This window comes from Frateuria edaphi, from assembly GCF_021117405.1.
In the GTDB taxonomy this organism is placed as follows: Bacteria; Pseudomonadota; Gammaproteobacteria; order Xanthomonadales; family Rhodanobacteraceae; genus Frateuria_A; species Frateuria_A edaphi.
Genome location: NZ_CP088251.1, coordinates 1901933 through 1927578, shown reverse-complemented (window position 1 = coordinate 1927578; position 25646 = coordinate 1901933). Strand labels below are relative to the sequence as shown.

Here is a 25646-nt window from a genome sequence, read left to right as displayed (position 1 = left end):
CGCCTTGCGGGCCTTGCACGGTCGCGTCCCTAGTTTTTGCCTGAAGGAGGAGAGTCCATGAATCGAATTCCCTTGCGCACCCTGGCCTGCTGCGTGCTGATGGGGCTTGTGACGGCCGGCTGCGCCCAGGCCGAACCACCGGCAGCACAGGCGAACGCGCCGACGGCCAGAAGCGCTTCCGCGCCGGCGATGGCCAGCTTGCCGGACTTCACCCAGATCGTGAAGAAGAATGCGCCGGCGGTGGTGCACGTGGAGGCCAAGTACAACGGTCAGCGCCGCGAGCCGCGCGCGCAGGCGGGCATGCCTGACGATCCGCAGATGGAACTGTTCCGTCGCTTCTTCGGCATGCCGATGATGCCTTCACCGGAAGAGCAGGAGCACACCTCGCTGGGCTCGGGCTTCATCATTTCCAGTGACGGCTACATCCTGACCAACAACCACGTGGTCGATGGCGCCGACGCGGTGACCGTGCGGCTGCAGGACCGGCGAACCCTCATCGCGAAGGTGGTCGGCACCGACCCGAGTTACGACATCGCACTGCTCAAGGTGGACCAGGACGGCCTTCCCGCCGTGTCGATCGGCGAATCGCGCTCGCTCGAGCCGGGCCAATGGGTGCTCGCGATCGGCTCGCCGTTCGGCCTGGACTACACCGTCACCCAGGGCATCGTCAGCGCCGTGGGCCGCAACCTGGGCAGCGGCGACCAGCCCTACACCTCCTTCATCCAGACCGACGTGCCAATCAACCGCGGCAACTCCGGTGGACCGCTGTTCAATCTGCAGGGGCAGGTGGTCGGCATCAATTCGCAGATCTATTCCAACACCGGCGGCTACCTGGGCGTGTCGTTCTCCATCCCGATCGACGTGGCGATGAACGCCGTGCAGCAAATCAAGGAGCACGGCTACGTCACCCGCGGCCAGCTCGGCGTGCAGGTGCGCGGCGTGGACAGCCAGATCGCCAAGGCGCTCAACATGGACAACCCGCGCGGCGCCATCGTCGGCGTGGTGCAGGACGGTAGCGCGGCCGACAAGGCGGGCATCCAGGTTGGCGACATCATCACCGGGTACAACGGCCAGCCGATCATGGATGCCGGCGATCTGCCGCCCGTGGTGGGCATGACCAAGCCGGGCACCAAAGTGCCGGTAGAGATCCTGCGCAACGGCAAGAAGCAGACCGTCCAGGTGACGGTGGGCGAGGCGCCCCATGACAAGGCCGGTGCCACCGGCAGCGACCAGTCGCCGGTGCAGTCCGGTTCCGCGGCGCTCGGCCTGAGCGTGCGCGAACTGGACGAGGACGCCCGCCAGCAGATGGACCTGAAGAAGGGCGAGGGCGTGCTGGTCGCGGACATCACCGGACCGGTGGCCGCGCGCGCCGGCCTGCAGCCGGGGGACGTAGTACTGCGCGTGGGCCAGCAGAACGTCGGCAGCGTGTCGGCTTTCCGTGCGGCGACCCGGGGCGTCAAGCCTGGCGACACCGTACTGTTGCTGGTGCGCCGGGGTGACGACACCCGCTTCATCGCGCTGACGGTGCCTTCGGACAAGTAGGCGCCCGCCTGCCCGGCAGGGAGCCCACCTGGGGACGACGCTCTTCCTCGATGAGAGAAACGCGTCGCCCGCACGTGGGCTCCTGCCCAGGCAGGGCTGGCGTCCGATTCCATGCGACAATACCGGGTTCGTATCGCCATCCCGGCGATGGGCGGCCTTTGCGGGCCGCGAAGCCCGACCAGCGTATTCCATGGAACTGATCCGCAACTTCTCCATCATTGCCCACATCGACCATGGCAAGTCGACGCTTGCCGACCGGATCATCCAGATCTGCGGCGGCCTGAGCGAACGCGAGATGGAAGCCCAGGTGCTCGACAACAACCCGATCGAGCGCGAGCGCGGCATCACCATCAAGGCCCAATCCGTATCCCTGCCGTACACGGCGCGCGACGGCAAGACCTACCAGCTCAATTTCATCGACACGCCAGGCCACGTCGACTTCTCCTATGAGGTGTCGCGTTCGCTTGCCGCCTGCGAGGGTGCGCTGCTGGTCGTCGACGCCGCCCAGGGCGTGGAGGCGCAATCGGTCGCAAACTGCTACACCGCGGTGGAGCAGGGGCTGGAAGTCGTGCCGGTGCTCAACAAGATCGACCTGCCCACCGCCGACCCCGAAAAGGTCAAGGGCGAGATCGAGGCCGTGATCGGCATCCATGCCGACGATGCCGTGGCGATCAGTGCCAAGACCGGGCAGAACGTCGCCGAGGTGCTGGAAGCCATCGTCGCGCGCATCCCGCCGCCCAAGCCGCGTGATACCGACAGGCTGCAGGCGTTGATCATCGACTCCTGGTTCGACAACTACCTGGGTGTGATCTCGCTGGTGCGCGTGATGCAGGGCGAGATCAAGCCCGGTGACAAGCTGCTGGTGATGTCCACCGGTCGCGTGCACGAGGTCGACGACGTCGGCGTGTTCACGCCCAAGCGCAAAAAGCTGGAGAAGCTCGGCGCCGGTGAGGTGGGCTGGATCAACGCTTCGATCAAGGACGTGCATGGCGCACCGGTGGGCGACACGCTGACCCTGGCCGCCAAGCCGGCGGACAAACCGCTGCCGGGCTTCCAGACCATGCAGCCGCGCGTGTTCGCGGGCCTGTTTCCAGTGTCGGCGGACGACTATCCGGCGATGCGCGAGGCGCTGGACAAGCTGCGCCTGAACGACGCCGCACTGTTCTTCGAGCCCGAGTCCTCCGAGGCCATGGGTTTCGGCTTCCGCTGCGGTTTCCTTGGCATGCTGCACATGGAAATCGTGCAGGAGCGACTTGAGCGCGAGTACGACCTCGACCTCATCACCACCGCGCCGACCGTGGTGTACGAGGTGCTCAAGACCGACGGCACCGTGATGGATCTGGACAATCCCGCGAAACTGCCGCCCGTGCCGCAGATCCAGGAGATCCGCGAGCCCATCATCGTCGCGAACATCCTTACGCCGCCCGACTACATCGGCAACATCATCACCCTGTGCGAGGAAAAGCGCGGTGTGCAGCGCTCCATCCAGTACATGGCCACGCAGGTGCAGATCAGCTACGAGATGCCGCTGGCCGAAGTCGTGCTCGACTTCTTCGATCGTCTGAAATCCGTCTCGCGCGGCTACGCCTCGATGGATTACCACCATGAGCGCTTCGAGGCCGGTCCGTTCGTGCGCGTGGACGTGCTGATCAACGGCGATCGCGTCGACGCGCTCAGCCTGATCGTGCACCGCAGCCACGCCGACCGTCGCGGTCGCGACCTGGTCGAGCGCATGAAGGACCTGATCCCGCGCCAGCAGTTCGACGTGGCGATCCAGGCGGCCATCGGCGCGCAGGTCATCGCCCGTTCCACGGTGAAGGCGCTGCGCAAGAACGTGCTGGCCAAGTGCTATGGCGGTGACGTGAGCCGCAAGAAGAAGCTTCTGGAGAAGCAGAAGGAAGGCAAGAAGCGCATGAAGCAGGTGGGCCGCGTGGAAATCCCGCAAGAGGCCTTCCTTGCCGTCCTGAAAGTGGATAAATAGTCGGGCCGGGATCGGGATCCGGATTCGAGGCGCGCCCTGTGCTTCGATCCCTGGATCCGGAGCCGATGCCGCGTCCAAAGGGAGCCACCATGGAATTCGATTTCTCCGCCATCCTCCTCGCCCTCACCGTGCTTTTCGGCGTGGTGTGGGGCCTGGACCGGCTGTTTCTGTACAACAAGCGCAAGGCACGCCTGGATGCGGCCGGCGAGGAGTACCACGACCCGGTGCCGGTGGACTGGGCGCGCTCGCTGTTCCCGGTGGTGCTGGTGGTGCTGGTGCTGCGCTCGTTCGTGGCCGAGCCGTTTCGTATTCCTTCCGGCTCGATGATGCCCACGCTGGACGTGGGCGATTTCATCCTGGTCAACAAGTTCGCCTACGGCCTGCGCATGCCGGCCTTCAACAACAAGTTCCTGGACCTGGGCGAGCCCAGGCGCGGCGACGTGGTGGTGTTCCGGTTTCCCGGCTATCTGTGCCAGGACGAGGCCGGCAAGTGGGTACGCAGCGGCGACATCAGCTGCTCCGACCCGCATGCGCCGGTGCCGAACCAGAACTGGATCAAACGCGTGATCGGACTGCCCGGCGACACCATCGAATCGCACGGCGACCAGCTGGTGATCAACGGCACGCCGGTGCCGGCCGACCTGATCGGGCCATTCCAGGGCCGCCCGAACGGCGACGAGTCGCGGCTGATGCGCGACTACGGCGCCGCGATGTGGACCGAGCATCTGCCGCGTTCTGACGGCAAGGGCAATATCGACCACATGATCGCGCGCATGCCGGCCTACTCGGTCCCGCTTTCGATCCCCAACGACAAGGTGCCCGCCAAGGTGCCGCCCGGCTGCTATATCGTGATGGGCGACAACCGCTACAACAGCACCGACAGCCGCTGGTGGGGCTGCCTGCCGGAGAAGAACCTGGCAGGCAAGGCGTTCCTGATCTGGCTGAGCTGGAAGGGCACGCAGGATGGCTGGATCGATTTCGGCCGGATTGGCAAGATCATCCACTGACGCAGGACGTGACGGGCGCCACCTGTGGCACCCGTGACCCAAGGCCAGGGCGGCGCGCAGAATACAGACGAGGTAGCCGCCGCAGCGGCATAGCGAGGGGACTATGAAAAGCAAGCAAGCAGGTATCACGATGATCGGGTTCCTGGTCGTCCTGGTCGTCGTGGCTTTCTTCGGCTACATGGCGATGAAGCTGGTGCCGGCCTACACCGAGTACATGGGCGTCGCCAAGGCGATGACGCAGGTCTCGACCGAGGGCGTGGAAGGCAAGTCGCTGGACGAAATCCGTCGCAACCTGCTGTTCAAGATGGACTTCCAGTACGTGGATGACGCCACCATCGAGCCACAGGACATCACCATCGACCGCAGCAACGGAAACCAGCTGCACGTGGCCTACGACAAGCAGATCCCGTTCATTTACAACATCGATTTCCTCGTGCATTTCGAGAAGAGCGTGCCGTTGCAGGGCAACGTGTCCTCGCTCTGATCCCAGTGAAGTTGGATTACCGTTTCCGCGACCCCGCGCTGGCCGAGCTGGCATTGACCCACCGCAGCGTGGGCCGGCCGAACAACGAGCGGATGGAATTCCTGGGTGATGCGCTGCTCGGCGCGGTGGTCGGTGAAATGCTCTACGATGCCCACCCTCGCGCCAGCGAGGGTGAGCTTTCGCGGTTGCGCGCGCAGCTGGTCAACGGCCAGGCCCTTGCGGTGGTCGCGCGCGAACTGGACCTGGGCGATGGGCTCAAGCTGGGTTCGGGTGAACTGAAAAGCGGCGGATTCCGTCGCGATTCGATCCTCGCCGATGCATTCGAGGCGCTGGTCGCGGCGGTCTATCTCGATGGGGGATTCGATGCCTGCCGGGATGTCGTGCGTGGGTTGTTTGCCCAGCGCGTGGCCGACCTGCCCAAATCGTCCAAGGACGCCAAGACCCGTTTGCAGGAATGGTTGCAGGCGCGAGGCCTGCCGCTGCCGACCTACGAACTGGCCGGCAGCCACGGCGAAGACCACGCCAAGGTATTCGAAGTCAACTGCAGCATCGTCGAGCCGGTGCCGCTGAGCGCCGCGGCAAGCGGGCCCAGCCGCCGGGCCGCCGAGCAGGACGCGGCCGAGACCGTGCTCGGCCAGCTGACCCCACCGCTGCCGCCCGCCTGAATCCTTCATCCCTTGCCGCTGGCGCCGTTGGCGCGGCGGCGCCATGCTTTGCCCTCTGCCCGCCGGAAAACCTTCTGCCATGAACGACGAAACCGAATCCGCCGGCGATCTGCCGCACGAGAACTATCGCTGCGGCGCGGTAGCACTGGTCGGCCGCCCCAACGTAGGCAAGTCGACCCTGCTCAATGCCCTGATCGGCTTTCGCCTGTCCATCGTCAGCCCGCGCCCCCAGACCACCCGCCACCGCATCCTGGGCATCGCTACCAGTGAGGCGGGGCAGGTGATGTACGTGGACACGCCCGGCCTGCACCGCGGCGCCAAGCGCGCGATGAACCGCAGCCTCAACCGCGCCGCGCGCACCGCGATGGCCGAGGTCGACCTGGCCGTGCAGTTGATAGAGGCCGGTCGCTGGACCGACGAGGACGAGGCGCTGTACGCCGCGCTGGTCGAGCAGAACGTGCCGCGCGTGCTCGCCATCAACAAGGTCGACCTGGCCAAGGACAAGGGCGCGCTGCTGCCCTTCGTCGCCGAACTGACCGCCCGACACCAGTTCGAGGACATCCATTACGTCAGCGCCCTCAAGCAGAAGGGCCTGAAGGAACTGGAGGGCGCGATCCTCAAACGCCTGCCGGTGCGCCCGCCCGTGTTTGGCGAGGATGAGATCACCGATCGCAGCGAACGCTTCCTGGCCGCCGAGATGGTGCGCGAGCAGCTGATGCTTCGTCTCGACCAGGAGCTGCCATACGCCACGACGGTGGAGATCGAGCAGTTCACGGATCGCGAGGATGGCGTGGCCGAAATCCATGCCATCGTCTGGGTGGAGCGCGATGGCCAGAAGGCGATCGTGATCGGACAGGGTGGCGCCCAGCTCAAGGCCATCGGCAGCGCCGCGCGCCGACACATGGAGCGGCTGTTCGAGCGCAAGGTCTTCCTCAAGCTCTGGGTGAAGGTGCGCGAGGGCTGGGTGGATGACGAGGCGATGCTGAAGAAGCTCGGATACACCGACTGACAGCCGATCGCGGGGGTGCGATTCTGTCACTCCGAAACCCGTTCCCGCCCCGGCCTTGATGCATGCTCCTGGATCAGCAGCCCGCCTACGTCCTGCATGCGCGGCCCTACCGCGAGACTTCGCTGCTGCTTGAATGCCTCACCCGCGACCACGGGCGGATAGGCGTGGTCGCGCGCGGCGTGCGGCGCGAGCGGGCGCGGTTGCAACGCGCGCAACTCGAACCGTTCCAGCCGCTGGCGCTGGACCTGCTGCTACGCGGTGAGCTGGCCACCTTGCGCGGCGCCGAGCCGGCCGGTGCGCCACGTCGGCTGACCGGTGACGCTGGCCTGGCAGGTTTGTATCTCAACGAACTGGTGGTACGGCTGACCGGCCGCCAGGATCCGATGCCCGATCTTTTCGCGGCGTACGCGCGCACCCTGCCTCGCCTTGCAGAACCGGGAACGCTGGCCTGGCAACTCCGCCGCTTCGAACGCGACCTGCTCATGGCGATCGGTTACGCGTTGCAACTGGAGGCCGAGGCCGACAGCGGCGAGCCGCTCGCGCCCGAGGGCTCGTACCGCTATCAGGTCGAGTACGGTCCGGTGGCCTGTCCGGCGGGTGCGCCGCGGGCGATCCGTGGTGCCGACCTGCTGGCGCTCGCGGCGGACCAATGCCCCGATACCGCTGGCCTGGCGGCGTTGCGCCGGCTCATGCGCGAGGTGATCCGCTTCCATCTGGGCGGCGGCGAACTGCACGCCTGGCGCGTACTGGCGACCGCCATGTCGCGCCGGCAACCGGACTGAGCCGGGGACATCACGCCGAAGTCGCGGCGCATCCATCTGGAAGTCCCGCTCGGCAGAACAGGTTGCCTTCGGTGGTACTCAGCGCTCCAGCACCGCCAGCGTCGCGACGAGCGCCTGCCGGAATCTTTCCCGCGCACCTTCGCCCACGGAACCGCCGGTCTCCACCTGGCGTTGCAGATGCTTCGCCTGCAGCGCCAGCGCGGGTGCGCCGCAGAAGCCGCAGGCCGAACGCAACCGGTGCAGCCGCTCTACCAGTCGGGCCGGCTCGCTGCACAGGTGCGCCAGTTCGTTGAGTAACGTCACCAGTTCCTCGCGCAGCAGGCCCCGCAGCGCCTGCATGGTGCGCGCGTCGCCGCTGCTGGCGAGCCCGGCCGCATCGTCCAGCAGCGGTGCGTTCCGGCCGCTGTTGCGGGCGAGTGTGACCAGCGCACGCAGCGCATCCAGTTCGCAGGGCTTGAGCAGTACGTCGCTGAAGCCGACGGCCAGTAGTTGCTGGCGATCCTCGATCGAGACCTCGGCGCTGGTCGCCACGGCGGGCGCGTCGGCGGAGCGGGCCTGGGCATCGGCGCGCAAGGCGAGCAACACGTCGCGGGCGCCGGCACCGGGCATGCGGCAATCCAGCAGGAGCAGGTCGAAGGTCTCGATGGCGGCACGCGCCAGCGCCATCTGGCCATCGACGCACTCGTGCACCTGCGCGCCCAGCGCGCGCAGGCCGTCGCCCAGGAAGCGGCGGCTGGCCGGGTCGTCGTCGGCCACAAGCACGTAGGGAAGGGGGAGATTGGAAGGCGGCGGGTGGCGCAGGAAGGCGGCTGTGCTCATTGACGAATCCATGTCGTTCAGCTGGCTTTGGCAGAATGATGGCACATGCTCCCTCCCTCCCGCCGCCTGCTGCTGTGCCTCGGCCTGCTCCTCGTCGCCCTGTGGACGAACCCGGCCTGGGCGGATGTCGACCTGACTGCCAAGGTGGTCGCGATGCCGGGTGTGCGCCTGCAGCAGGTGACCCTGCACATCGGCGAGGATGGCAAGGGAGGGCTCGCGCTCAAGCTCCATGCCGCGCGGGCGGACGTTGGGGCGATGGGCTGGCGCCGGGTCGGGCTGGATCTGGAGGGGGCGCTGTCGCGCGACCTGCAGATGCGCTGGCTGCTGGACGGCACGATCGCCCTGCGGGGCGCCCCGGGCGGGGCGCTCGGCAATTCGGACGTGCATCTGGTGATCGACGAGCGCGCCAACACCCTGCAGGCGGATATCGCCCAGGCCACGGCGACCGCCAGTGCCTGGGTTCCGCTAGACCAGACCAGCCACGCCCAGATCACCCTGAAAAACCTGCCGGCGCAATGGCTGGCCGGGCTGCTGGGTACGGTGTGGTCGGGCCGGCCCACGGGTGGGCGGCTGGACGCCGAGCTGGCGCTGGATGTGCACGACAATGGCATCCAGTCATCCGGCGAGTTCAGTATGGATGGCGTGGGTTTCGATACCCCCACCGGCACGCTGGCCGGGCAGGGGGTCGATGGCACGGGCCGGCTGGGCATCGACACAGAGGGCGGGCCGGCCCGCTTCACCGTGGATGCCACCCTGCGCGGCGGTGAGCTGCTGCTCGGTCCGATCTACGCGAAATTGCCGGACCACGCCGTGCAACTCAACGTGGCGGCGGTCGGGCAAGGCGGAGCGCTGGCGATCAGCCGCCTGCGCGTCAACGATGCCGATGCGCTGCAGCTGGACGGCGCGCTCGCCTTCGATGCGAAGGGCAATCTGGACAAGCTGCGCCTGGAGCGTTTCCAGGCCCGGTTCCCCGCCGCCTACGACCGCTATGGCGCCGCCTGGCTGGACACGCTGGGCCTGCATGGGATGAAGGTGACCGGTGCCTTGAGCGGCAACCTGGATTTGCGCGAAGGCGGCCCGCGCGGCTTCGCTTTCACCGCCGACCATCTCAACCTCGCGACGGCCGACGGCAGGCTGGCGATCGACGACCTCAATGGTGGCCTGGATTGGTCCGCCGACGCCGATCGCCCCACCACCAACCTCGGCTGGCGTGCGCTGCGCGTCTATCGCCTGCCGTTCGGTTCCGCCCGAGCGCAGTGGCGCAGCCGCGGCGGCACGCTCGGGCTGACCCAGCCGCTGGCGGTGGCACTGCTGGGAGGAACGGTGCAGATGAGCCAGCTCGACTGGCGTCCGGCCGCCGCCAGGGGGCAGCGACTGGAAACCTCGCTGGCTGTCACCGGCGTGGACATGGCGTCCTTCAGCAAGGCGATGGGCTGGCCGCAGTTCCCCGGCACGCTGGGTGGCGCGATTCCTTCGTTGCGCCTGGTGGACGACACGGTGGAACTGGCTGGCGGGTTGTCCGTCAATGTATTCAACGGCTTCGTGGACATCACCCAGCTCGCGCTGACGCAGCCGTTCGGCCCCAGCCCGGTGCTGGCGGCGGATGTGGGCTTCCGCCAGCTGGACCTGGGCTCGATCACCAGCGTGTTCGACTTCGGCAGCATCACCGGCCCGCTGCACGGCAGCATCGACAACCTTCGCCTCGTCGACTGGCAGCCGGTCGCGTTCGAGGCGCACCTGCTCGCCGACGAGGGCGGGCGGATCAGCCAGCGTGCGGTCAACAACCTCACCGCGGTGGGCGGCGGCGGCATCGCCGCGGGCCTGCAGGGCGCGGTGCTCAAGCTCTTCAAGACCTTCGGCTACGCGCGCATCGGCCTCAACTGCGCTTTGACCGGCACGGTCTGCCACATGAGCGGGCTGGAGAATACCGGGGACGGGTACACTATCGTCGACGGCAGCGGTTTGCCGCATCTGAAGGTCATCGGCCACCAGCACGAGGTCGACTGGCCCACCCTGGTGAGCCGGTTGAAGGCGGCCACCGAAGGCGGCGGCCCGCAGATCCGCTGACGTCCACACCCTCAGGAGCCTCCCCATGCGCAAGCTCGTCTACGTCCTGCTGACCGCCGCAATGGTCGCGCTCGTCGGTTGCGTCACGATCAACGTCTATTTCCCCGAGGCTGCAGCGCAGAAGGCGGCCGACCGCTTCATCGGCACGGTGATCGACCAGGGCAGCGCACCGGCCCAGGACGCCAAACCAGCCCCGTCCGCGCACGAGCCGGCCCAACCTTCGGCCATGCTGCTCGACCTGCTGGTGCCGGCTGCCTATGCCGCCGACACGCCCGATATCCGCGTGCAGACGCCGGCCACCGAAGCGATCCGTGGCCGCATGCAGGCACGTTTCCAGACCATCCTCCAGGCCTTGCTCGACTCGGGCGCGATCGGCTTCACGAAGGATGGGCTGGTGGCCGTCCACGACGCCAGCAAGATTCCCCTCAGCAAGCGCGCGCAGGCCACCGCCGCGGTGTCTGACGAGAACGGCGACCGCAACGCCCTGTATCGCGAGATCGCCCGCGCCAACGGGCATCCAGAGTGGGAGTCGCGAATCCGCGCCACCTTCGCCAAGGGCTGGATCGAGCGCGCGCACGCCGGCTGGTATTATCAGGACGCTTCGGGCGCCTGGAAGCGCAAGTAAGCCGCGCCCGTCCTCCAGAGCTTTGACCGCTGCGCCCGGGTCGCCGATCCGGGCGCAGGCGTTTTACGAGTGCCATGAAAGAATTCGAAGCCACCATCACCGACCTGGGCCACGACGGCCGCGGCGTCGCCCGCATCGACGGCAAGACCGTGTTCGTCAGCGGCGCGCTGCTTGGGGAGCAGGTCCGCCTCGGGATCCGCAAGCGCCACCGCAACTTCGACGAGGCAGAAACCCTTGAGGTACTGGAGCGCTCGCCGCATCGGGTCGAACCGCGCTGCGTGCATTTCGGCCAGTGTGGCGGTTGCTCGCTGCAGCACCTGGACGCACCGGCGCAGATCCAGGCCAAGCAGCGCGTGCTGTCGGACAACTTCGCGCGCATCGGAAAGGTCGAGCCGCGACGCTGGCTGGAACCGCTCACCGACACGCCCTGGGGTTATCGCCGCAAGGGGCGACTGTCGGTGCGTGCGGTGGCCAAGAAGGGCCGCGTGCTGGTGGGTTTTCGCGAAGAGTCCAATCCACGCTTCGTGGCCGACATCAGCCATTGCGACGTCGTGCATCCGATGCTGGGCGGCCGGATTGGCCAGCTCGCCGAGCTGCTCGGCGGCATGGACGCGGCCAACGATATCCCGCAGATCGAATTCGCCGCGGGCGACGATACCGTGGCGCTGGTGTTCCGGCACCTGAAGCCGCTCAGTGAGCACGACACCCAGGCGCTGGTCGCATTTGGCCAGACGCATGGCTTTGCGATCTATCTGCAGCCAGGCGGCGTCAGCAGCGTCCACCCGTTGTGGCCCGAACAGCCACGCCTGGCCTTCCGGCTGCCGGCCGGCGAGGGCGTGGCCGATGTCGAATTGGAGTTCCAGCCGCTGGATTTCGTGCAGGTCAACGCGGGCATGAACCGGCGCATGCTGGCGCTCACGATGGAACTGCTCGACCCGCAGCCGACTGACCGCGTGCTCGACCTTTTCTGCGGCCTGGGCAACTTCACGCTGCCGCTCGCACGGCGCGTGGCCGAGGTCGCCGGCGTGGAAGGCGAACACGGGCTGGTCGAGCGCGCCGGCGCCAACGCCGCCCGCAACGACATCGCCAATGCGCGGTTCCACGTTGCCAATCTGTTCGAGGACCAGCGCGGCAGCGCCTGGGCACGCGCCGGGTGGGACAAGATCCTGCTCGACCCGCCCCGCGCGGGCGCCGAGCAGGTACTGGAGTACCTGCCGCGCAAGGGCACCAACCGGATCGTCTACGTCTCCTGCCACCCGGCCTCGCTCGCACGCGACGCCGGCCTGCTGGTGCACCGCCATGGCTTCGACCTCACAGCCGCTGGCGTCATGGACATGTTTCCGCATACCGCGCACGTGGAATCCATCGCGGTGTTCGAGCGCCGCTGAGCGCCGGCGCTTTGCTGCCGAGGGGCCACTTGAGGGGGGATGCTGTTGCCGCAGTCAGGAGCAAGGCGTCGCCCTCCAGTAGGCCCTGCAAGGGCCGAGCCTCGACATAACCTCGCACCCGCCGCGCTATCCTTTCCGTTCCCTTCTGCCGAACTCCGCCATGGCCGTCGAAATCGAACGCAAGTTCCTGCTCGCAAGCGACGCGTGGCGCCAGGCGATCGTGCATCGCGAGCGGATCGCCCAAGGTTACCTGGTTGGTGCGCAGGCGCTGCACGAAGGCCACGCGCGCGCCTCGGTTCGCGTGCGCCGCGCGGGCGAGCGGGCATGGCTGAACATCAAGAGCGCCACGCTAGGCATCGAGAGGGCAGAGTTCGAATATCCGGTGCCGCTGGAGGATGCCGAATCCATGCTGGCCTCGCTGTGCGACGGCGTGCTGGAGAAGATCCGCCATCACGTCGAGGTGGACGGCACGCTGTTCGAAATCGACGAATTCCTGGGCGACAACGCCGGGCTGGTGGTGGCCGAGGTCGAATTACCCGCTGCCGACGCGCCGTTCCCGCGCCCAGCCTGGCTGGGTCGCGAGGTCAGCGCCCTGGGGCGCTACTACAACGTCAACCTGATCGCGCATCCGTTCGCGCGCTGGTCGGATGCCGAGCGCACCGCTGCCGATGGCGTGGAAGCCGCAGGAGCGCGGGCATGCTGCTGATCGGTCTCGCCGGGCTGGAGCTCGAACCGCGCGAGCGCGACTGGTTACTCGCACCCGGGGTCGCCGGCGTAATTCTGTTCGCGCGCAACTACGCCGATCGCGGGCAGCTGATGGCGCTGGCCGAATCCATCCGCGAGGTCGGCGGAGAACACCTGTTGATCGCGGTCGACCAGGAAGGCGGTCCGGTACAGCGTTTCCGCGAGGGATTCACGCGCCTGCCAGCCCTGTCGAAAATCGGCGCGACGTACGAGCGCGACCCCGAGAACGCCGTGCGCCTGGCCGAGGAACACGCTTGGGTAATGTCGAGCGAGCTGCGCGCCTGCGGCGTGGATTTCAGCTTCGCTCCGGTGGTGGACCTGGCCCGCGGCAGCGCCGCGATCGGTCCGCGAGCCTTCCACCACGACCCTGGCATCGCCGGCGAGCTGGCACAGGGCTACGTGCGCGGCATGCACCTGGGCGGCATGGCGGCAGTGCTCAAGCACTTTCCCGGCCATGGTTCGGTCGCGGCCGATACGCACAAGGCGCAGGTGATCGACCCCCGTCCGCTGGACGCGATCCGCGACGCCGACCTGCGTCCGTTCGTCGAAGCCATCGAGGCGCATGCCGAGGCGGTCATGATGGCGCACGTGATCTATCCGGCCGTGGACGAGCGTCCGGCCGGCTTTTCACCCGTGTGGATCGAGGACATCCTGCGGGGCGAGCTGGGCTTCGCCGGCATTGTCATCAGCGACGACATCAGCATGGCCGCGGCGGGTGCCGCCGGCGGTGTGGGGGCGCGGGTCAGGGCGCACCTGGCCGCCGGGTGCGATCTGGTGCTGGCGTGCTTTCCGGAGGTGGTGGACGAGGCGATCGCCGCGCTGCCACCGCCGTCCGACGACGTCCTCGAACGCCTTGCGCCGCTGCGCGGCGCTATTGGCGCGACGTGGGAAGGCCTGCTGGACAACCCGCAACGCGACCGTTTCATCGCGCGGATCACCGCGCTGGACGAACCTGAAGGAAACGCATGACCACTCCGCTTCCCCCGCTGGCGCAGGCGCTGGCCAATGCCGACGTGCTGTTCGAGCGCGATGAACTGGAAACCGTGATCGCCGATCTTGGCCGGCGTATCGATGCCTCGCTCGATGGCGAGCGGGCGGTGTTCCTGACCGTGATGAACGGTGCGCTGATGTTCGCCGGCCAACTGGCGCTGTCGATCCGCACTGACCTGGAATTCGACTATGTGCACGCCACCCGCTACCGCGGCGCCACCGCCGGGCGTGACCTGTGCTGGCTGCGCGAGCCGCAGGCGGCGCTGGCCGGGCGGACGGTGCTGCTGGTCGACGACATCCTGGACGAGGGCCACACGCTCAAGGCGGTGCGCGACGATTGCATGAAGCGCGGCGCGAAGCGTGTGCTGATCGCCAGCCTCTGCCGCAAGCTGCACGACCGCTGCGTGGAAGGCATCGCCCCGGACTTCAACGGCGTGGAGCTGCCGGATCGCTACGTGTTCGGCTATGGCATGGACTACTACGAGCAGGGCCGCAACCTGCCGGCCATCTACGCACTGAGGGGCGAATGAGCCCGGGAACGACCATGACCGAACCGACCATCGACCTGGCCGTCATTGGCGGCAGCGGCCTGTACCAGTTCCCCGGCCTTGAAAACATCAGCCGGCGTGCGCTGGAAACGCCCTATGGACCCGCCTCGGGCGAGGTGGTGCTGGGCGATTTCGCCGGCAAGCGGCTGGCCTTCCTGGCGCGTCATGGCGAAAGCCACGCGCTGGCGCCGCATCGGGTCAATTACCGCGCCAATCTTTGGGCGCTGCATGCGCTGGGGGCCCGGCGGGTGATTGGCGTCAACGCAGTCGGCGGCATCCGCGCCGACATGGGCCCGCGCGTGCTGGTGGTGCCCGATCAGCTGATCGATTACACGCACGGCCGCGTCACCAGCTTCTGTGACGCCGAGGGCGTCGAGGTCCGGCATATCGACTTCAGCGAGCCCTATACCGCGTCGCTCCGCCAGACGCTGTTGGCGGCGGCAGGCAGCGCGGGCATCGCCATGATCGACGGCGGTTGCTACGGCGCGACCCAGGGCCCGCGGCTGGAAACCCGTGCCGAAATCGCCCGCATGAAACGCGATGGCTGCGACCTGGTCGGCATGACCGGGATGCCGGAAGCGGCCCTGGCGCGTGAACTCGAACTCGAATACGCCTGCCTGGCGCTGGTGGCCAATTTCGCCGCCGGTTGCGGCGATGAGGCGGAAATCAGCATCGAGGAGATCTTTGCCCACCTGGCCGCGGCCACGGCGCAGGTTCCGGTGTTGCTCAAGGCAATGCTGTCCTAATCAGCTAATGGCCTTTTCGCACAAAAGTTAATCGCGCATATTGCGCTTTACCGGTAAACATGCTGATACTTTTGCCCGTGCCAGGGGCGGCCGACCAGGGGAAATGGCGGTCAGGCTCCAAAGCCCTGGTGCATCCAGTCCTAGTCAGAGGTTCACGCAATGCGTTTCGGTACGGTCAAGTGGTTTAACGACGCCAAGGGTTTCGGCTTCATCGCACCCGAGGACGGTGGGGAGGACGTGTTCGTCCATTTCTCGGCCATCAACTCCAAGGGCTTCCGTAGCCTGCAGGAAGGTCAGCGCGTGAAGTTCGAAGTCACCACGGGTCCGAAAGGCGCCCAGGCTTCGGGCGTGGAAATCGCAGCCTGATCCGCGCTTAGCGCGTCATGATGAAAGAAAAAGCCCCATGCTCGCGCATGGGGCTTTTTTTGTGCTTCAGGCGGGAGCCCGCAAGGGGGCTACTGCGCAGGGCCAGGGCTCGGATCAGCCGAGCAAGTGCTGCTGGTCCAGCCAGCGCTCGGCATCGAGCGCGGCCATGCAGCCGAAACCGGCCGACGTGATCGCCTGGCGATAGACGTGGTCGGCGACGTCGCCGGCGGCAAACACGCCCGGCACCGAGGTCAGCGTGGCCATGCCGCTGGTCCCGCTACGGATCTTGATATAGCCGTCGTGCATTTCCAGCTGGCCTTCGAAAATGCCGGTATTGGGCGTATGGCCGATGGCGACGAAGAAACCGGTGGCCTCGATATCGCGGGTCGCGCCGGAATTGACGTCCTTCACGCGCACGCCGGTTACGCCGGACTGGTCGCCCAGCACTTCGTCGATGGTGCTGTTCCAGATCAGCTCGATCTTGCCGGCAGCCGCCTTCTCGAACAGCTTGTCCTGCATGATCTTTTCAGCACGCAGTTTGTCGCGGCGGTGCACCAGGGTGACCTTGCGCGCGATGTTGGCCAGGTAGAGCGCCTCCTCCACGGCGGTGTTGCCGCCGCCGACCACCACCACATCCTGTTCGCGGAAGAAGAAGCCGTCGCAGGTGGCGCAGGCGGACACGCCGCGGCCCTTGAACTTCTCCTCGCTGGCGATTCCCAGGTACTTGGCGGTGGCGCCGGTGGCGATGATCAGCGCGTCGGCGGTGTACTCGCCGGAATCGCCCTTCAGGCGGAACGGGCGCTGCTTGAGGTCCACCACGTGGATGTGATCGAAGATCATCTCCGTGTGGAAGCGTTCGGCGTGCTCGGCCATGCGCTGCATCAGCGCCGGGCCCTGCAGGCCCTCCACGTCGCCCGGCCAGTTGTCCACTTCCGTGGTGGTCATAAGCTGCCCACCCTGCTGCAGGCCGGTGATCAGGGTCGGCTTGAGGTTGGCGCGCGCGGCGTACACCGCAGCGGTGTAGCCGGCGGGGCCCGAGCCGAGGATCAGCAGGCGGCTGTGCTTGGGGGTGGTCATCGTTATAATCCTTGGGTTTGCTGGCGGCTTTGATCGTTACTTGCCTTGACCAGGCGCGACATGGATGTTGCCGCGTCGAAAAGGCCGGTGCTTGGAACCCCGCAAGGATGGGGAAGGGCGACGGGCGATTCAAGGCTTCCGCTTTCCGGTTTCCCACCCGTCGACGCGTTTGCGCCGGCCCAACCCCACAGGATTGCTAACTGCCATGCGTATCGGTATTCCTTCCGAAACCAAGACCCTCGAAGGGCGCGTCGCCCTCGTCCCCGCCGCTGCCGCCGACCTGGTCCGCCGCGGCCACGAGGTGTTCATCCAGGCGGGCGCCGGCGAGAAGAGCGGCTTCTCCGACGAGGCCTATACCAAGGAAGGCATCACCGTCGTTCCCGACGCCGCCGCGCTGTACGAGAAGGGCGAGCTGATCGTCAAGGTCAAGGAGCCGATCGCCGGCGACCTGGCCCTGCTCAAGAAGCACCACCTGCTGTTCTGCTACCTGCATCTGGCGGCCGAGCCGGCGCTGACCAAGTCGCTGCTCGACATCGGCCTGACCGGCGTAGCGTTCGAGTCCGTTGAAGAAAACGGCGGCCTGCCGCTGCTGCTGCCGATGTCGGTGATCGCCGGCCGCATCGCGACCCAGATCGGCACCACGCTGCTGCACCGTCCGCAGGGCGGCAAGGGCAAGCTGCTGGGCGGCATGGCCTCCACGCCGCGCGGCAAGGTCGTCGTACTGGGCGCCGGCGCAGCCGGTGGCAACGCTGCTGCCCTGGCCGCGGCCGCGGGCGCCAACGTGGTGGTGTTCGACAAGCGCCAGGATCGCCTCGCCGAGATGATGGCGATGGGTCCGAACGTGACCGCGCTGTACGCCTACGAGTCGTCGGTGGCGCAGGAAGTGCGCGACGCCGACCTGGTCGTCGGCGCCGTGCTTATCCCCAGCGCCAAGGCCCCGCGCGTAGTCACCGAGGACATGGTCAAGACCATGGAGAAGGGCTCCGTGCTGGTCGACATCTCGATCGACCAGGGTGGCTGCTTCGAGACCTCGCGCCCGACCACCTGGAAGGAGCCGACCTACGACGTGCACGGCGTGACGCACTTCTGCGTGACCAACATGCCGGGTGCCGTGCCGCAGACCTCCTCCGTGGCGATCTCCGCAGCGATCCTGCCGTACGTGCAGCGCCTGGCGGCCGGCAACCAGTGGCGCGAACATGCCCCGCTGGCCGGCGGCATCAACGTCGATGGCGGCAAGCTGGTGCATCCGGCGCTGCAGGGCATGGTCTGAGCCTCGACGCCTGAATCCCTCTCCTCCCGGAGAGGGTGTAGACAGGCGGGTGAGGGTACGGGCGGAGCGCGGCATTTCGCTGCGCCCGTGTCCTCGCCCGCGGCCCCTCTTCCAGCGGGAGAGGGGCGCCTCCGGACACCTGCGCCTTTGCAGAAAAATCAAGCTACTACCCCCTCCGCGCCCTGTGTAGACTTGGGGCGAAGTCTCGAGGGGAATCCACTCTGGTGGCGCGAAGCGCAGCAAACGTAAAGAAGGCACCCGAATCGGTCGGTCTCAGCGAAGAAGCCAAGCGCCGCCTGCGCGAGGCCGGCGCGCTGCTGCTGCTTCCGCTGGCGGTCTACCTGCTGGTCTGCCTGGCCAGTTACAACGATCAGGACCCGAGCTGGGGCCACGTCGGCACGGTCGAACACGCGCGCAACTTCGGTGGCGCCGTCGGCGCGAACATCGCCAACCTGCTGCGCTACATCTTCGGCTGGGTTTCCTATTGTTTTCCGCTGCTGCTCCTGTTGCTGGGCGTGCAGGTGCTGCGCCAGCGCGGCGAGCATGCCGAACACCCGTGGGAGTCCTCGCTGCGGCTGATCGGCTTCGTGTTCTTCTTCATCACCGCGCCGGCGTTGATGTATCTCAATTTCAGCGAGCCCGTGCTGCCGCAGGGAACCGGCGGCATCATCGGGCAGTGGGTCGGCCACGGCCTGCTGCAGGCCTTCGGCGAGAAAGGCGCGCCGCTGTTGCTGCTGGCGCTGTTCCTGATCGCGGTGACGCTGGCCACGGGCCTGTCCTGGTTCAAGGTGATGGACTGGACCGGTCAGGGCACGCTCATGCTGGTCGGCTGGTTGCGCGGCAAGCTCAAGCAGGCGCCGGAAGTGGCCAAGGCCCAGCAGGCGCGCGCCGAGCGCGAAGTGGTCAAGAAGGCCGAGGCGGTCAAGCAGGCCAAGCGCGAGCCGGTGCGCATCGAGACGCCACCCGCGCCCGTGGCCAAGAGCGAGCGCGCCAGGCTCGAGACGCAGATCCCGCTATTCGTGGGCGCTTCGCAGCCCGGTGAATTGCCGCCGCTGTCGCTGCTGGACGAGGCGCCGGAGCAGGGGCCGGGTTACTCGGAAGAAACCCTCGAAGTGCTCTCGCGCCAGGTCGAGCTGAAGCTCAAGGATTTCCGCATCGAGGCCAAGGTCGTCGGTGTGTATCCCGGTCCGGTGATCACCCGCTTCGAGCTGGAACCCGCCGCCGGCGTGCGCGGCTCGCAGGTGTCCAGCCTGGACAAGGACATCGCCCGCGGCCTCTCGGTGGTCAGCGTGCGCGTGGTCGACGTGATCCCCGGCAAGAATGTGATCGGCCTGGAGATTCCCAACACCCGCAAGCAGATCGTGTACCTGTCCGAGATCCTGCGCTCGGACAAGTACGACCAGATGAAGTCGCCGCTGGCGCTGGCGCTGGGCAAGGACATCGGCGGCAAGCCGGTGGTCACCGACCTGGCCAAGATGCCGCACCTGCTGGTCGCCGGCACCACCGGTTCGGGCAAGTCCGTCGCGGTCAACGCGATGGTGCTCTCGCTGCTCTACAAGGCGAGCCCGAAAGACGTGCGCATGATCATGATCGACCCGAAGATGCTGGAGCTTTCGGTGTACGAAGGCATCCCGCACCTGCTCGCGCCGGTCGTGACCGACATGAAGGAGGCCGCCAACGCCCTGCGTTGGTGTGTCGCCGAGATGGAGCGCCGCTACAAGCTGATGGCCGCGGTGGGGGTGCGCAACCTGGGCGGATTCAACAAGAAGGTCAAGGACGCCGAGGCGGCCGGTCAGCCGTTGCTCGACCCGCTGTTCCGTCCGAATCCCGAAATGCCCAACCTGGCGGCCGAGCCGCTGGAACCGCTGCCTTACATCGTCATCATCATCGACGAATTCGCCGACATGATGATGATCGTCGGCAAGAAGGTGGAGGAGTTGATCGCCCGCCTGGCGCAGAAGGCGCGCGCCGCTGGCGTGCACCTGGTGCTGGCCACGCAGCGTCCCTCGGTGGACGTGATCACCGGCCTGATCAAGGCCAACATCCCGACCCGCATCGCCTTCCAGGTTTCCTCGAAGATCGACTCCCGGACGATCCTCGACCAGTCCGGCGCCGAGGCGCTGCTCGGCCACGGCGACATGCTCTACCTGCCGCCAGGTACCGCCACCCCCGAGCGCGTGCACGGCGCCTTCGTCGATGACCACGAGGTCCATGGCGTGGTGGCCTGGCTGAAGGCGCAGGGCGCGCCACAGTACATCGAGGGCGTGCTGGAGGAGGTGCAGGCCACCAGCGACGGCAAGTTCATCAACGACTCGGGCCTGCCCCAGGATGGCGAGGAAGGCGGCGACGCCGACGCGCAGCTCTACGACAAGGCGGTCGCGGTGGTCACGCAGACCCGCCGCGCCTCGATCTCCGGCGTGCAGCGCCACCTGCGCATCGGCTACAACCGCGCGGCGCGGTTGATCGAGCAGATGGAACAGGACGGCGTGGTCAGTGCCCCGCAGCACAACGGCAATCGCGAGGTTCTCGCGCCGCCACCGCCGAAATAGCCACCTGCCGCGACGCGATCCCGTGTACAGGCGCCCTCGGGCGCGACCGCCATGCATGATGAAACACCGGGGTGCGCCCAAAGGCGCCCCTGCATACGTCCCGCAGGGCATACGCTCAGCGAGCCTACAATCCGCTTGTGCCGCGATTAAGCCGCGGCTACCCAAACTTTCCCGCACGTTCCAGGAACAGGGTTTCCATGAACCGCCTAGTCCTCATCCTCCTTGCCTCGCTCGCGTTTTCCCTGGCGAGCCTGGCCCATGCCACCACGGGCCCCGCGCGCCAGCGCCTGGACGCTTTTGCGACCGACCTGCATTCGCTCAAGGGCCACTTCACCCAAACCCTCGCCGACGCCAGCGGGCAGGGCGCAAAGACCAGTTCCGGCACGCTCGCGCTGGAGGCTCCGCGCCAGTTCCGCTGGGACACGCTCGAGCCGTACAAGCAGACCATCGTGGCGGACGGCAGCCGCGTGTGGTTGTACGACCCGGAGCTGGAACAGGTCACGGTGCGCGTCCAGAGCACCGAGGAAGCGCACAGTCCGCTCACCGTCATCACGGACCTCAAGCAGCTCGACAAGGATTTCAGCGTGGCCGAGCGGGGCGAGCGTGAGGGCCTGTTTTGGCTGCGCCTGAGCTCCAGGGCCAAGGATCCGCAGTTCGACTACGCGGACCTCGGTTTCGACGCGCAAGGCCTCAAGCGCATGATGTTCCGCGACCAGCTCGGCGCGGTTACCGACATCCGCTTCTCCGACTGGCAACGCAACGTCGACCTGTCGCCCTCGACCTTCAACTTCACCCCGCCTCCGGGCGCCGACGTGATCGGCGACCTGCCGGTCATGACCACCCATCCGCTGAAGGACTGATCCGGTCATGCCCGTGCTGCGCCAGCTGCCGCGCTGGGCGTGGGTTGGCGGTGGGGTGCTCGCTTTCATCGCGGGCCTGATCAATGCCGCGGGCTACATGGGGTTCCGCCACCAGTCGATCAGCAACCTGACCGGCTCGACGACGCTGCTTGGCATCTCCTTGGGCGCCGGCGACCGCGGCGAGGCGTTTCATTGGGCCTTGTCGCTGCTGGCCTTCGTGTTCGGCGCGATGGCCAGTGGCGCGATCGTGCAGAAAAGCACGCTCAAGCTCGGACGTCCCTATGGCGTGGCACTGCTGCTCGAATCGCTGCTGCTGTTCGCCGCCGTTCCACTGCTCCAGCGCGAATGGTCGATCGGACTGTGGCTGGCCTCGATGGCCTGCGGCCTGCAGAACGGCATGGTCAGTGCCTATAGTGGCGCCGTGTTCCGCACCACCCACGTCTCGGGCATGTTCACCGACCTTGGGATCTACCTCGGGCATCGTTTGCGTGGGCTGGATGTGGATACCTTGCGCGTGCGCGTCTGCCTGCTGGTGATCGGCAGCTTTCTGTTGGGGGGCGTCATAGGCGCGCTCCTGTTTGACCACCTGCGCGAGCGCAGTCTGTTGATACCGGCGGTGTTGACCGGCCTGTGCGGCACGCTCTACAGCCTCTACCGCCAGCGCACGACGACCCCGTAGGCGCGCGCCCGGCAGCTGTCAGCGCCCGCAACGCGGCGGGCGGTATCATCCGCCGATGCCCGAGACCGCCTCCCTGTTTCCCGATTCCGATGCGCTCAAGCCGCTTGCCGAACGCATGCGTCCGCAAAGTTTCGATGAGATCGTCGGCCAGCCGCGGCTGACCGCCAATGAATCGCCGCTGCGCCGCGCGCTGGAGGCGGGCAAGGTGCATTCGATGGTGCTGTGGGGCCCGCCGGGCTGTGGCAAAACCACGCTGGCGCTGCTGGTGGCGCGCTACGCCGATGCCGACTTCCGCGCCATCTCGGCGGTGCTTTCCGGCTTGCCGGACGTACGCAAGGCCTTGGCCGAGGCGGAAGCGAACTTCGCCCAGGGCAGGCGCACGGTGCTGTTCGTGGACGAGGTGCACCGCTTCAACAAGGCCCAGCAGGATGCCTTCCTGCCGCACATCGAGCGCGGCGTGATCGTATTCGTCGGCGCCACCACGGAGAATCCGTCGTTCGAGCTCAATTCCGCGCTCCTGTCACGCTGCCGCGTGCACGTGCTGGAGGCGGTGTCGGCGGACGCCATCGTGGCGGCGCTCGAACGGGCGCTGGCCGACGAGGAACGCGGCCTGGGCCGGCTGCACCTGCAAATCGAAGCCGAGTCGCTGAAGCTGATCGCGCAGGCGGCCGACGGCGATGTGCGCCGCGCGCTCACGCTGCTGGAAATCGCCGCGGAACTGGCCCACGAAGGGCGCATCGACGAATCCACCCTGACCCAGGTACTGGCCGATCGCACGCGACGTTTCGACAAGGGCGGCGAACAGTTCTACGACCAGATTTCCGCACTGCACAAATCGGTGCGCTCCTCCGATCCGGACGCCGCGGTGTACTGGCTGTGCCGCATGCTCGATGGCGGGTGCGATCCGCTCTACCTGGCGCGCCGCATGACCCGCATGGCGGTCGAGGACGTCGGCCTGGCCGAGCCGCGCGCTTGGCGCATGGCGCTGGACGCCTGGGATACCTACGAGCGACTGGGCAGCCCCGAGGGCGAACTGGGCCTGGCGCAACTGGCCATCTGGCTGGCCATCGCACCGAAGAGCAACGCCGCCTACATGGCCTACAACAAGGCCCGCGCCGCCGTGCGCGACTCCGGCACGCTCGAAGTCCCGATGCACCTGCGCAACGCACCCACCAAGCTGATGAAAGGGCTGGGTTACGGCAAGGGCTACCAGTACGACCACGATGCCAGCGGCGGCATCGCGCTGGGGCAGCAGTGCCTGCCCGACGCCCTCGATGGCGCGGTGTTCTACGAACCGGTCGACCGCGGACTGGAGCAGAAGCTGCGCGAGAAATTGCTGGCTCTGCGCGAGGCCCGTCGCCAGGCGCGCAAGTAGTGGCTTCAAACGCCGGCCCAAACATCGGCGGCGCTTGATCCGCGGCGTGCCGCCTGCCTAGAGTCGGCCCACCAACCGGGGAGGGAAGCATCATGCGTATCCTGATCGCGGCGCTGATCGGCGGCATCGTGATGTTCATCTGGGGCGCCGTGGCGCACATGGCGCTGGGGCTCGGCAATCCAGGCATACGCCCGCCGGCCCACGAGGACGTGGTGCTATCCAGTCTGCACGAAGGGCTGGGCAACGAACCGGGTGTCTACATCCTTCCCTGGCTCGACCCTGACGCCATGGGTGACGAGGCCGCCGTCAAGGCATACGGCGCCAAGGCCAGCGCGGCCCCGTATGCCTGGGTGGTCTATCTGCCGCAAGGCGAGGACATGACCCGCATGGGGCCGCAGTTGGCCACGCAGTGGGCGGGCGATACGCTGGCGGCGCTCGTGCTGGCGAGCCTGATGAGCGTGACCGGTCTGGGGTTCGGTCGGCGTCTTGGCCTGGCCGGCGCGGTAGCGGTGTTCGCCTGGATGAGCACCATGGTGCCCTACTGGAACTGGTACCGCTTCCCGGCCAGCTTCACGGCGGCGGCGCTGATCGAGCAGGTGATCGGCTGGCTGCTCGCCGGTGCCGCGATGGCCTGGTGGCTTGGCCGACGCGAACGCCGACCCGCCTGAACCTGGTTTCCTTGCGGGCTCCTGCAGGTTTCCGGAGGCGACCACGCGTTTGCTAGCGCGTGGCCCCCACGGCGATAATCGACGGTTCAAGCACTTCGACGGAACGCCCCCATGCTGGACCCCGCCCTCCTGCGCTCGCGCCTGGCCGACACGGCTGCGCGCCTCAAGCAAACCCGTGGTTTCGACCTGGACGTTGCCGCCGTCGAAGCGCTGGAGGCCGAGCGCAAGCGCCTGTCCACCGAGACGCAGGAGTTGCAGAACCTGCGCAACACCCGTTCCAAGGCCATCGGCCAGGCCAAGGCCAAGGGCGAGGACGTCGCGCCGTTGATGGCCGAGGTCGCCGGCATCGGCGACCGGCTCAAGGCCAACGAGCAGGCGCTGGGCGAGGTGCAGTGCAAGCTCGCCGGCATCGCGCTGGGCATCCCCAACATTCCGCACGAATCGGTGCCGGTCGGCAAGGACGAGCGCGACAACGTCGAGATCAGCCGCTGGGGCCAGCCGCGGAGTTTCGACTTCCCGGTCAAGGACCACGTCGAACTGGGCGAGCGCCACGGCTGGCTCGACGGCGACGCCGGAGCCAAGCTCTCCGGCGCCCGCTTCACCGTGCTGCGCGGCCAACTGGCCCACCTGCACCGCGCGCTGGGGCAGTTCATGCTCGACCTGCACACGGGCGAGCACGGCTACCTCGAATGCAACGTGCCGGTGATCGTCAATGCCGACAGCATGCAGGGCACCGGCCAGTTGCCCAAGTTCGAGGAAGACCTGTTCGCCACCGACGTCGGCGAGACACGGCGTTACCTGATTCCCACCGCCGAAGTGCCGCTGACCAACCTGGTGCGCGACACCATCCAGGATGTCGAAGCGCTGCCGCTGCGCATGACCGCGCACACGCCGTGCTTCCGCGCCGAGGCTGGCAGCTATGGCCGCGACACCCGCGGCATGATCCGCCAGCATCAGTTCGAAAAGGTCGAGATGGTGCAGGTCGCCCGTCCCGACCAGTCGCACGCGCAGCTGGAAGAAATGGTGGGACACGCCGAAGCCGTGCTGCAGAAGCTTGGCTTGCCGTACCGCAAGATGCTTCTGTGCAGTGGGGACATGGGTTTCACCGCCGCCAAGACCTACGACCTGGAAGTGTGGCTGCCCAGCCAGAACACCTACAGGGAAATCTCCAGCTGCTCCAACTGCGAGGATTTCCAGGCCCGTCGCCTGCAGGCGCGCGTGCGCAACCAGGAAACCGGCAAGCCCGAGCTCGTCCATACCTTGAACGGTTCCGGTCTCGCTATCGGGCGCACCCTGATCGCGGTCATGGAGAACTACCAGAACGCGGACGGTTCGATTACCGTACCCGACGCACTCGAGCCCTACCTGCGGGGCCTCGATCGCCTCGCCTGACGCGACCCGAGCG

General features: G+C 67.2%; 24 protein-coding genes. 22 read left to right on the top strand and 2 right to left on the bottom strand.

Annotated features, from left to right (window positions below; all coding sequences use genetic code 11):
• Positions 1-57: 57 nt before the first annotated feature.
• The 7 genes from LQ772_RS09115 (at position 58) to recO (ending at position 7470) form a co-directional block, all read left to right on the top strand.
• Complete coding sequence (locus tag LQ772_RS09115; protein WP_231320329.1) at positions 58-1542, top strand: DegQ family serine endoprotease; 1485 nt, start codon at positions 58-60, stop codon at positions 1540-1542.
• A 190-nt stretch (positions 1543-1732) separates the two neighbouring features.
• The gene (gene lepA, locus LQ772_RS09110; protein WP_231320328.1) at positions 1733-3523 is read left to right on the top strand and encodes a translation elongation factor 4; all 1791 of its coding nucleotides are present in this window, start codon (positions 1733-1735) and stop codon (positions 3521-3523) included.
• Between the two features lie 89 nt (positions 3524-3612).
• Positions 3613-4530 carry a signal peptidase I gene (lepB, locus tag LQ772_RS09105; protein ID WP_231320327.1) on the top strand — a complete coding sequence of 306 codons (918 nt, stop codon included), beginning with the start codon at positions 3613-3615 and terminating at the stop codon, positions 4528-4530.
• Positions 4531-4633: 103 nt separating this feature from the next.
• On the top strand, positions 4634-5014 hold the full coding sequence (locus tag LQ772_RS09100; RefSeq protein ID WP_231320326.1) for a DUF4845 domain-containing protein: 381 nt from the start codon (positions 4634-4636) through the stop codon (positions 5012-5014).
• A gap of 5 nt (positions 5015-5019) precedes the next feature.
• On the top strand, positions 5020-5679 hold the full coding sequence (gene rnc / locus LQ772_RS09095) for a ribonuclease III (protein WP_231320325.1): 660 nt from the start codon (positions 5020-5022) through the stop codon (positions 5677-5679).
• Positions 5680-5758: 79 nt separating this feature from the next.
• A complete protein-coding gene (gene era, locus LQ772_RS09090; RefSeq protein ID WP_231320324.1) occupies positions 5759-6688 on the top strand; it encodes a GTPase Era in 930 nt (309 codons plus the stop codon).
• A gap of 62 nt (positions 6689-6750) precedes the next feature.
• Complete coding sequence (gene recO / locus LQ772_RS09085; protein ID WP_231320323.1) at positions 6751-7470, top strand: DNA repair protein RecO; 720 nt, start codon at positions 6751-6753, stop codon at positions 7468-7470.
• Positions 7471-7548: 78 nt separating this feature from the next.
• On the opposite strand, the gene LQ772_RS09080 is transcribed toward recO, so the two are convergent.
• Positions 7549-8289 carry a response regulator gene (locus LQ772_RS09080; RefSeq protein ID WP_231320322.1) on the bottom strand — a complete coding sequence of 247 codons (741 nt, stop codon included), beginning with the start codon at positions 8287-8289 and terminating at the stop codon, positions 7549-7551.
• Between the two features lie 45 nt (positions 8290-8334).
• Between LQ772_RS09080 and LQ772_RS09075 the strand changes: the two genes are divergently transcribed.
• From LQ772_RS09075 to LQ772_RS09040, 8 genes are all read left to right on the top strand, one after another.
• Positions 8335-10356 carry an AsmA family protein gene (locus LQ772_RS09075; protein ID WP_231320321.1) on the top strand — a complete coding sequence of 674 codons (2022 nt, stop codon included), beginning with the start codon at positions 8335-8337 and terminating at the stop codon, positions 10354-10356.
• Positions 10357-10381: 25 nt separating this feature from the next.
• Positions 10382-10981: a YdbL family probable chaperone protein gene (locus LQ772_RS09070; protein WP_231320320.1), complete on the top strand. Its 600-nt coding sequence runs from the start codon at positions 10382-10384 to the stop codon at positions 10979-10981.
• 74 nt (positions 10982-11055) lie between these two features.
• On the top strand, positions 11056-12369 hold the full coding sequence (rlmD, locus tag LQ772_RS09065; RefSeq protein ID WP_231320318.1) for a 23S rRNA (uracil(1939)-C(5))-methyltransferase RlmD: 1314 nt from the start codon (positions 11056-11058) through the stop codon (positions 12367-12369).
• A gap of 160 nt (positions 12370-12529) precedes the next feature.
• Entirely contained in the window at positions 12530-13075 is a 546-nt protein-coding gene (locus LQ772_RS09060) for a CYTH domain-containing protein (protein ID WP_231320316.1), read from the top strand.
• Positions 13066-14082 (top strand): beta-N-acetylhexosaminidase, encoded by a 1017-nt coding sequence (nagZ, locus tag LQ772_RS09055; RefSeq protein ID WP_231320315.1) that lies wholly within the window; start codon positions 13066-13068, stop codon positions 14080-14082. The genes LQ772_RS09060 and nagZ overlap by 10 nt, the downstream gene beginning before the upstream one ends.
• Positions 14079-14633, top strand: a complete 555-nt coding sequence (locus LQ772_RS09050; RefSeq protein ID WP_231320313.1) for a hypoxanthine-guanine phosphoribosyltransferase — start codon at positions 14079-14081, stop codon at positions 14631-14633. The genes nagZ and LQ772_RS09050 overlap by 4 nt, the downstream gene beginning before the upstream one ends.
• Positions 14634-14647: 14 nt before the next feature.
• On the top strand, positions 14648-15397 hold the full coding sequence (locus LQ772_RS09045) for an S-methyl-5'-thioinosine phosphorylase (protein WP_231320312.1): 750 nt from the start codon (positions 14648-14650) through the stop codon (positions 15395-15397).
• 159 nt (positions 15398-15556) lie between these two features.
• On the top strand, positions 15557-15763 hold the full coding sequence (locus LQ772_RS09040; RefSeq protein ID WP_036117760.1) for a cold-shock protein: 207 nt from the start codon (positions 15557-15559) through the stop codon (positions 15761-15763).
• Between the two features lie 114 nt (positions 15764-15877).
• Here the strand turns inward: LQ772_RS09040 and trxB are convergent, their stop codons facing one another.
• Positions 15878-16840 carry a thioredoxin-disulfide reductase gene (gene trxB, locus LQ772_RS09035; RefSeq protein ID WP_231320311.1) on the bottom strand — a complete coding sequence of 321 codons (963 nt, stop codon included), beginning with the start codon at positions 16838-16840 and terminating at the stop codon, positions 15878-15880.
• A gap of 205 nt (positions 16841-17045) precedes the next feature.
• Between trxB and ald the strand changes: the two genes are divergently transcribed.
• The 7 genes from ald (at position 17046) to serS (ending at position 25633) form a co-directional block, all read left to right on the top strand.
• Positions 17046-18110 (top strand): alanine dehydrogenase, encoded by a 1065-nt coding sequence (ald, locus tag LQ772_RS09030; RefSeq protein ID WP_231320310.1) that lies wholly within the window; start codon positions 17046-17048, stop codon positions 18108-18110.
• A 224-nt stretch (positions 18111-18334) separates the two neighbouring features.
• Complete coding sequence (locus tag LQ772_RS09020) at positions 18335-20659, top strand: DNA translocase FtsK (protein ID WP_275045763.1); 2325 nt, start codon at positions 18335-18337, stop codon at positions 20657-20659.
• Between the two features lie 197 nt (positions 20660-20856).
• A complete protein-coding gene (lolA, locus tag LQ772_RS09015) occupies positions 20857-21519 on the top strand; it encodes an outer membrane lipoprotein periplasmic chaperone LolA (protein WP_231320309.1) in 663 nt (220 codons plus the stop codon).
• Positions 21520-21526: 7 nt separating this feature from the next.
• Positions 21527-22198 carry a YoaK family protein gene (locus LQ772_RS09010; RefSeq protein WP_231320308.1) on the top strand — a complete coding sequence of 224 codons (672 nt, stop codon included), beginning with the start codon at positions 21527-21529 and terminating at the stop codon, positions 22196-22198.
• Positions 22199-22253: 55 nt separating this feature from the next.
• Positions 22254-23573, top strand: coding sequence for a replication-associated recombination protein A (locus LQ772_RS09005; RefSeq protein ID WP_231320307.1), 1320 nt, complete (start codon positions 22254-22256; stop codon positions 23571-23573).
• 92 nt (positions 23574-23665) lie between these two features.
• On the top strand, positions 23666-24241 hold the full coding sequence (locus LQ772_RS09000) for a hypothetical protein (RefSeq protein ID WP_231320306.1): 576 nt from the start codon (positions 23666-23668) through the stop codon (positions 24239-24241).
• 111 nt (positions 24242-24352) lie between these two features.
• A complete protein-coding gene (serS, locus tag LQ772_RS08995) occupies positions 24353-25633 on the top strand; it encodes a serine--tRNA ligase (protein ID WP_231320305.1) in 1281 nt (426 codons plus the stop codon).
• Positions 25634-25646: the final 13 nt, after the last annotated feature.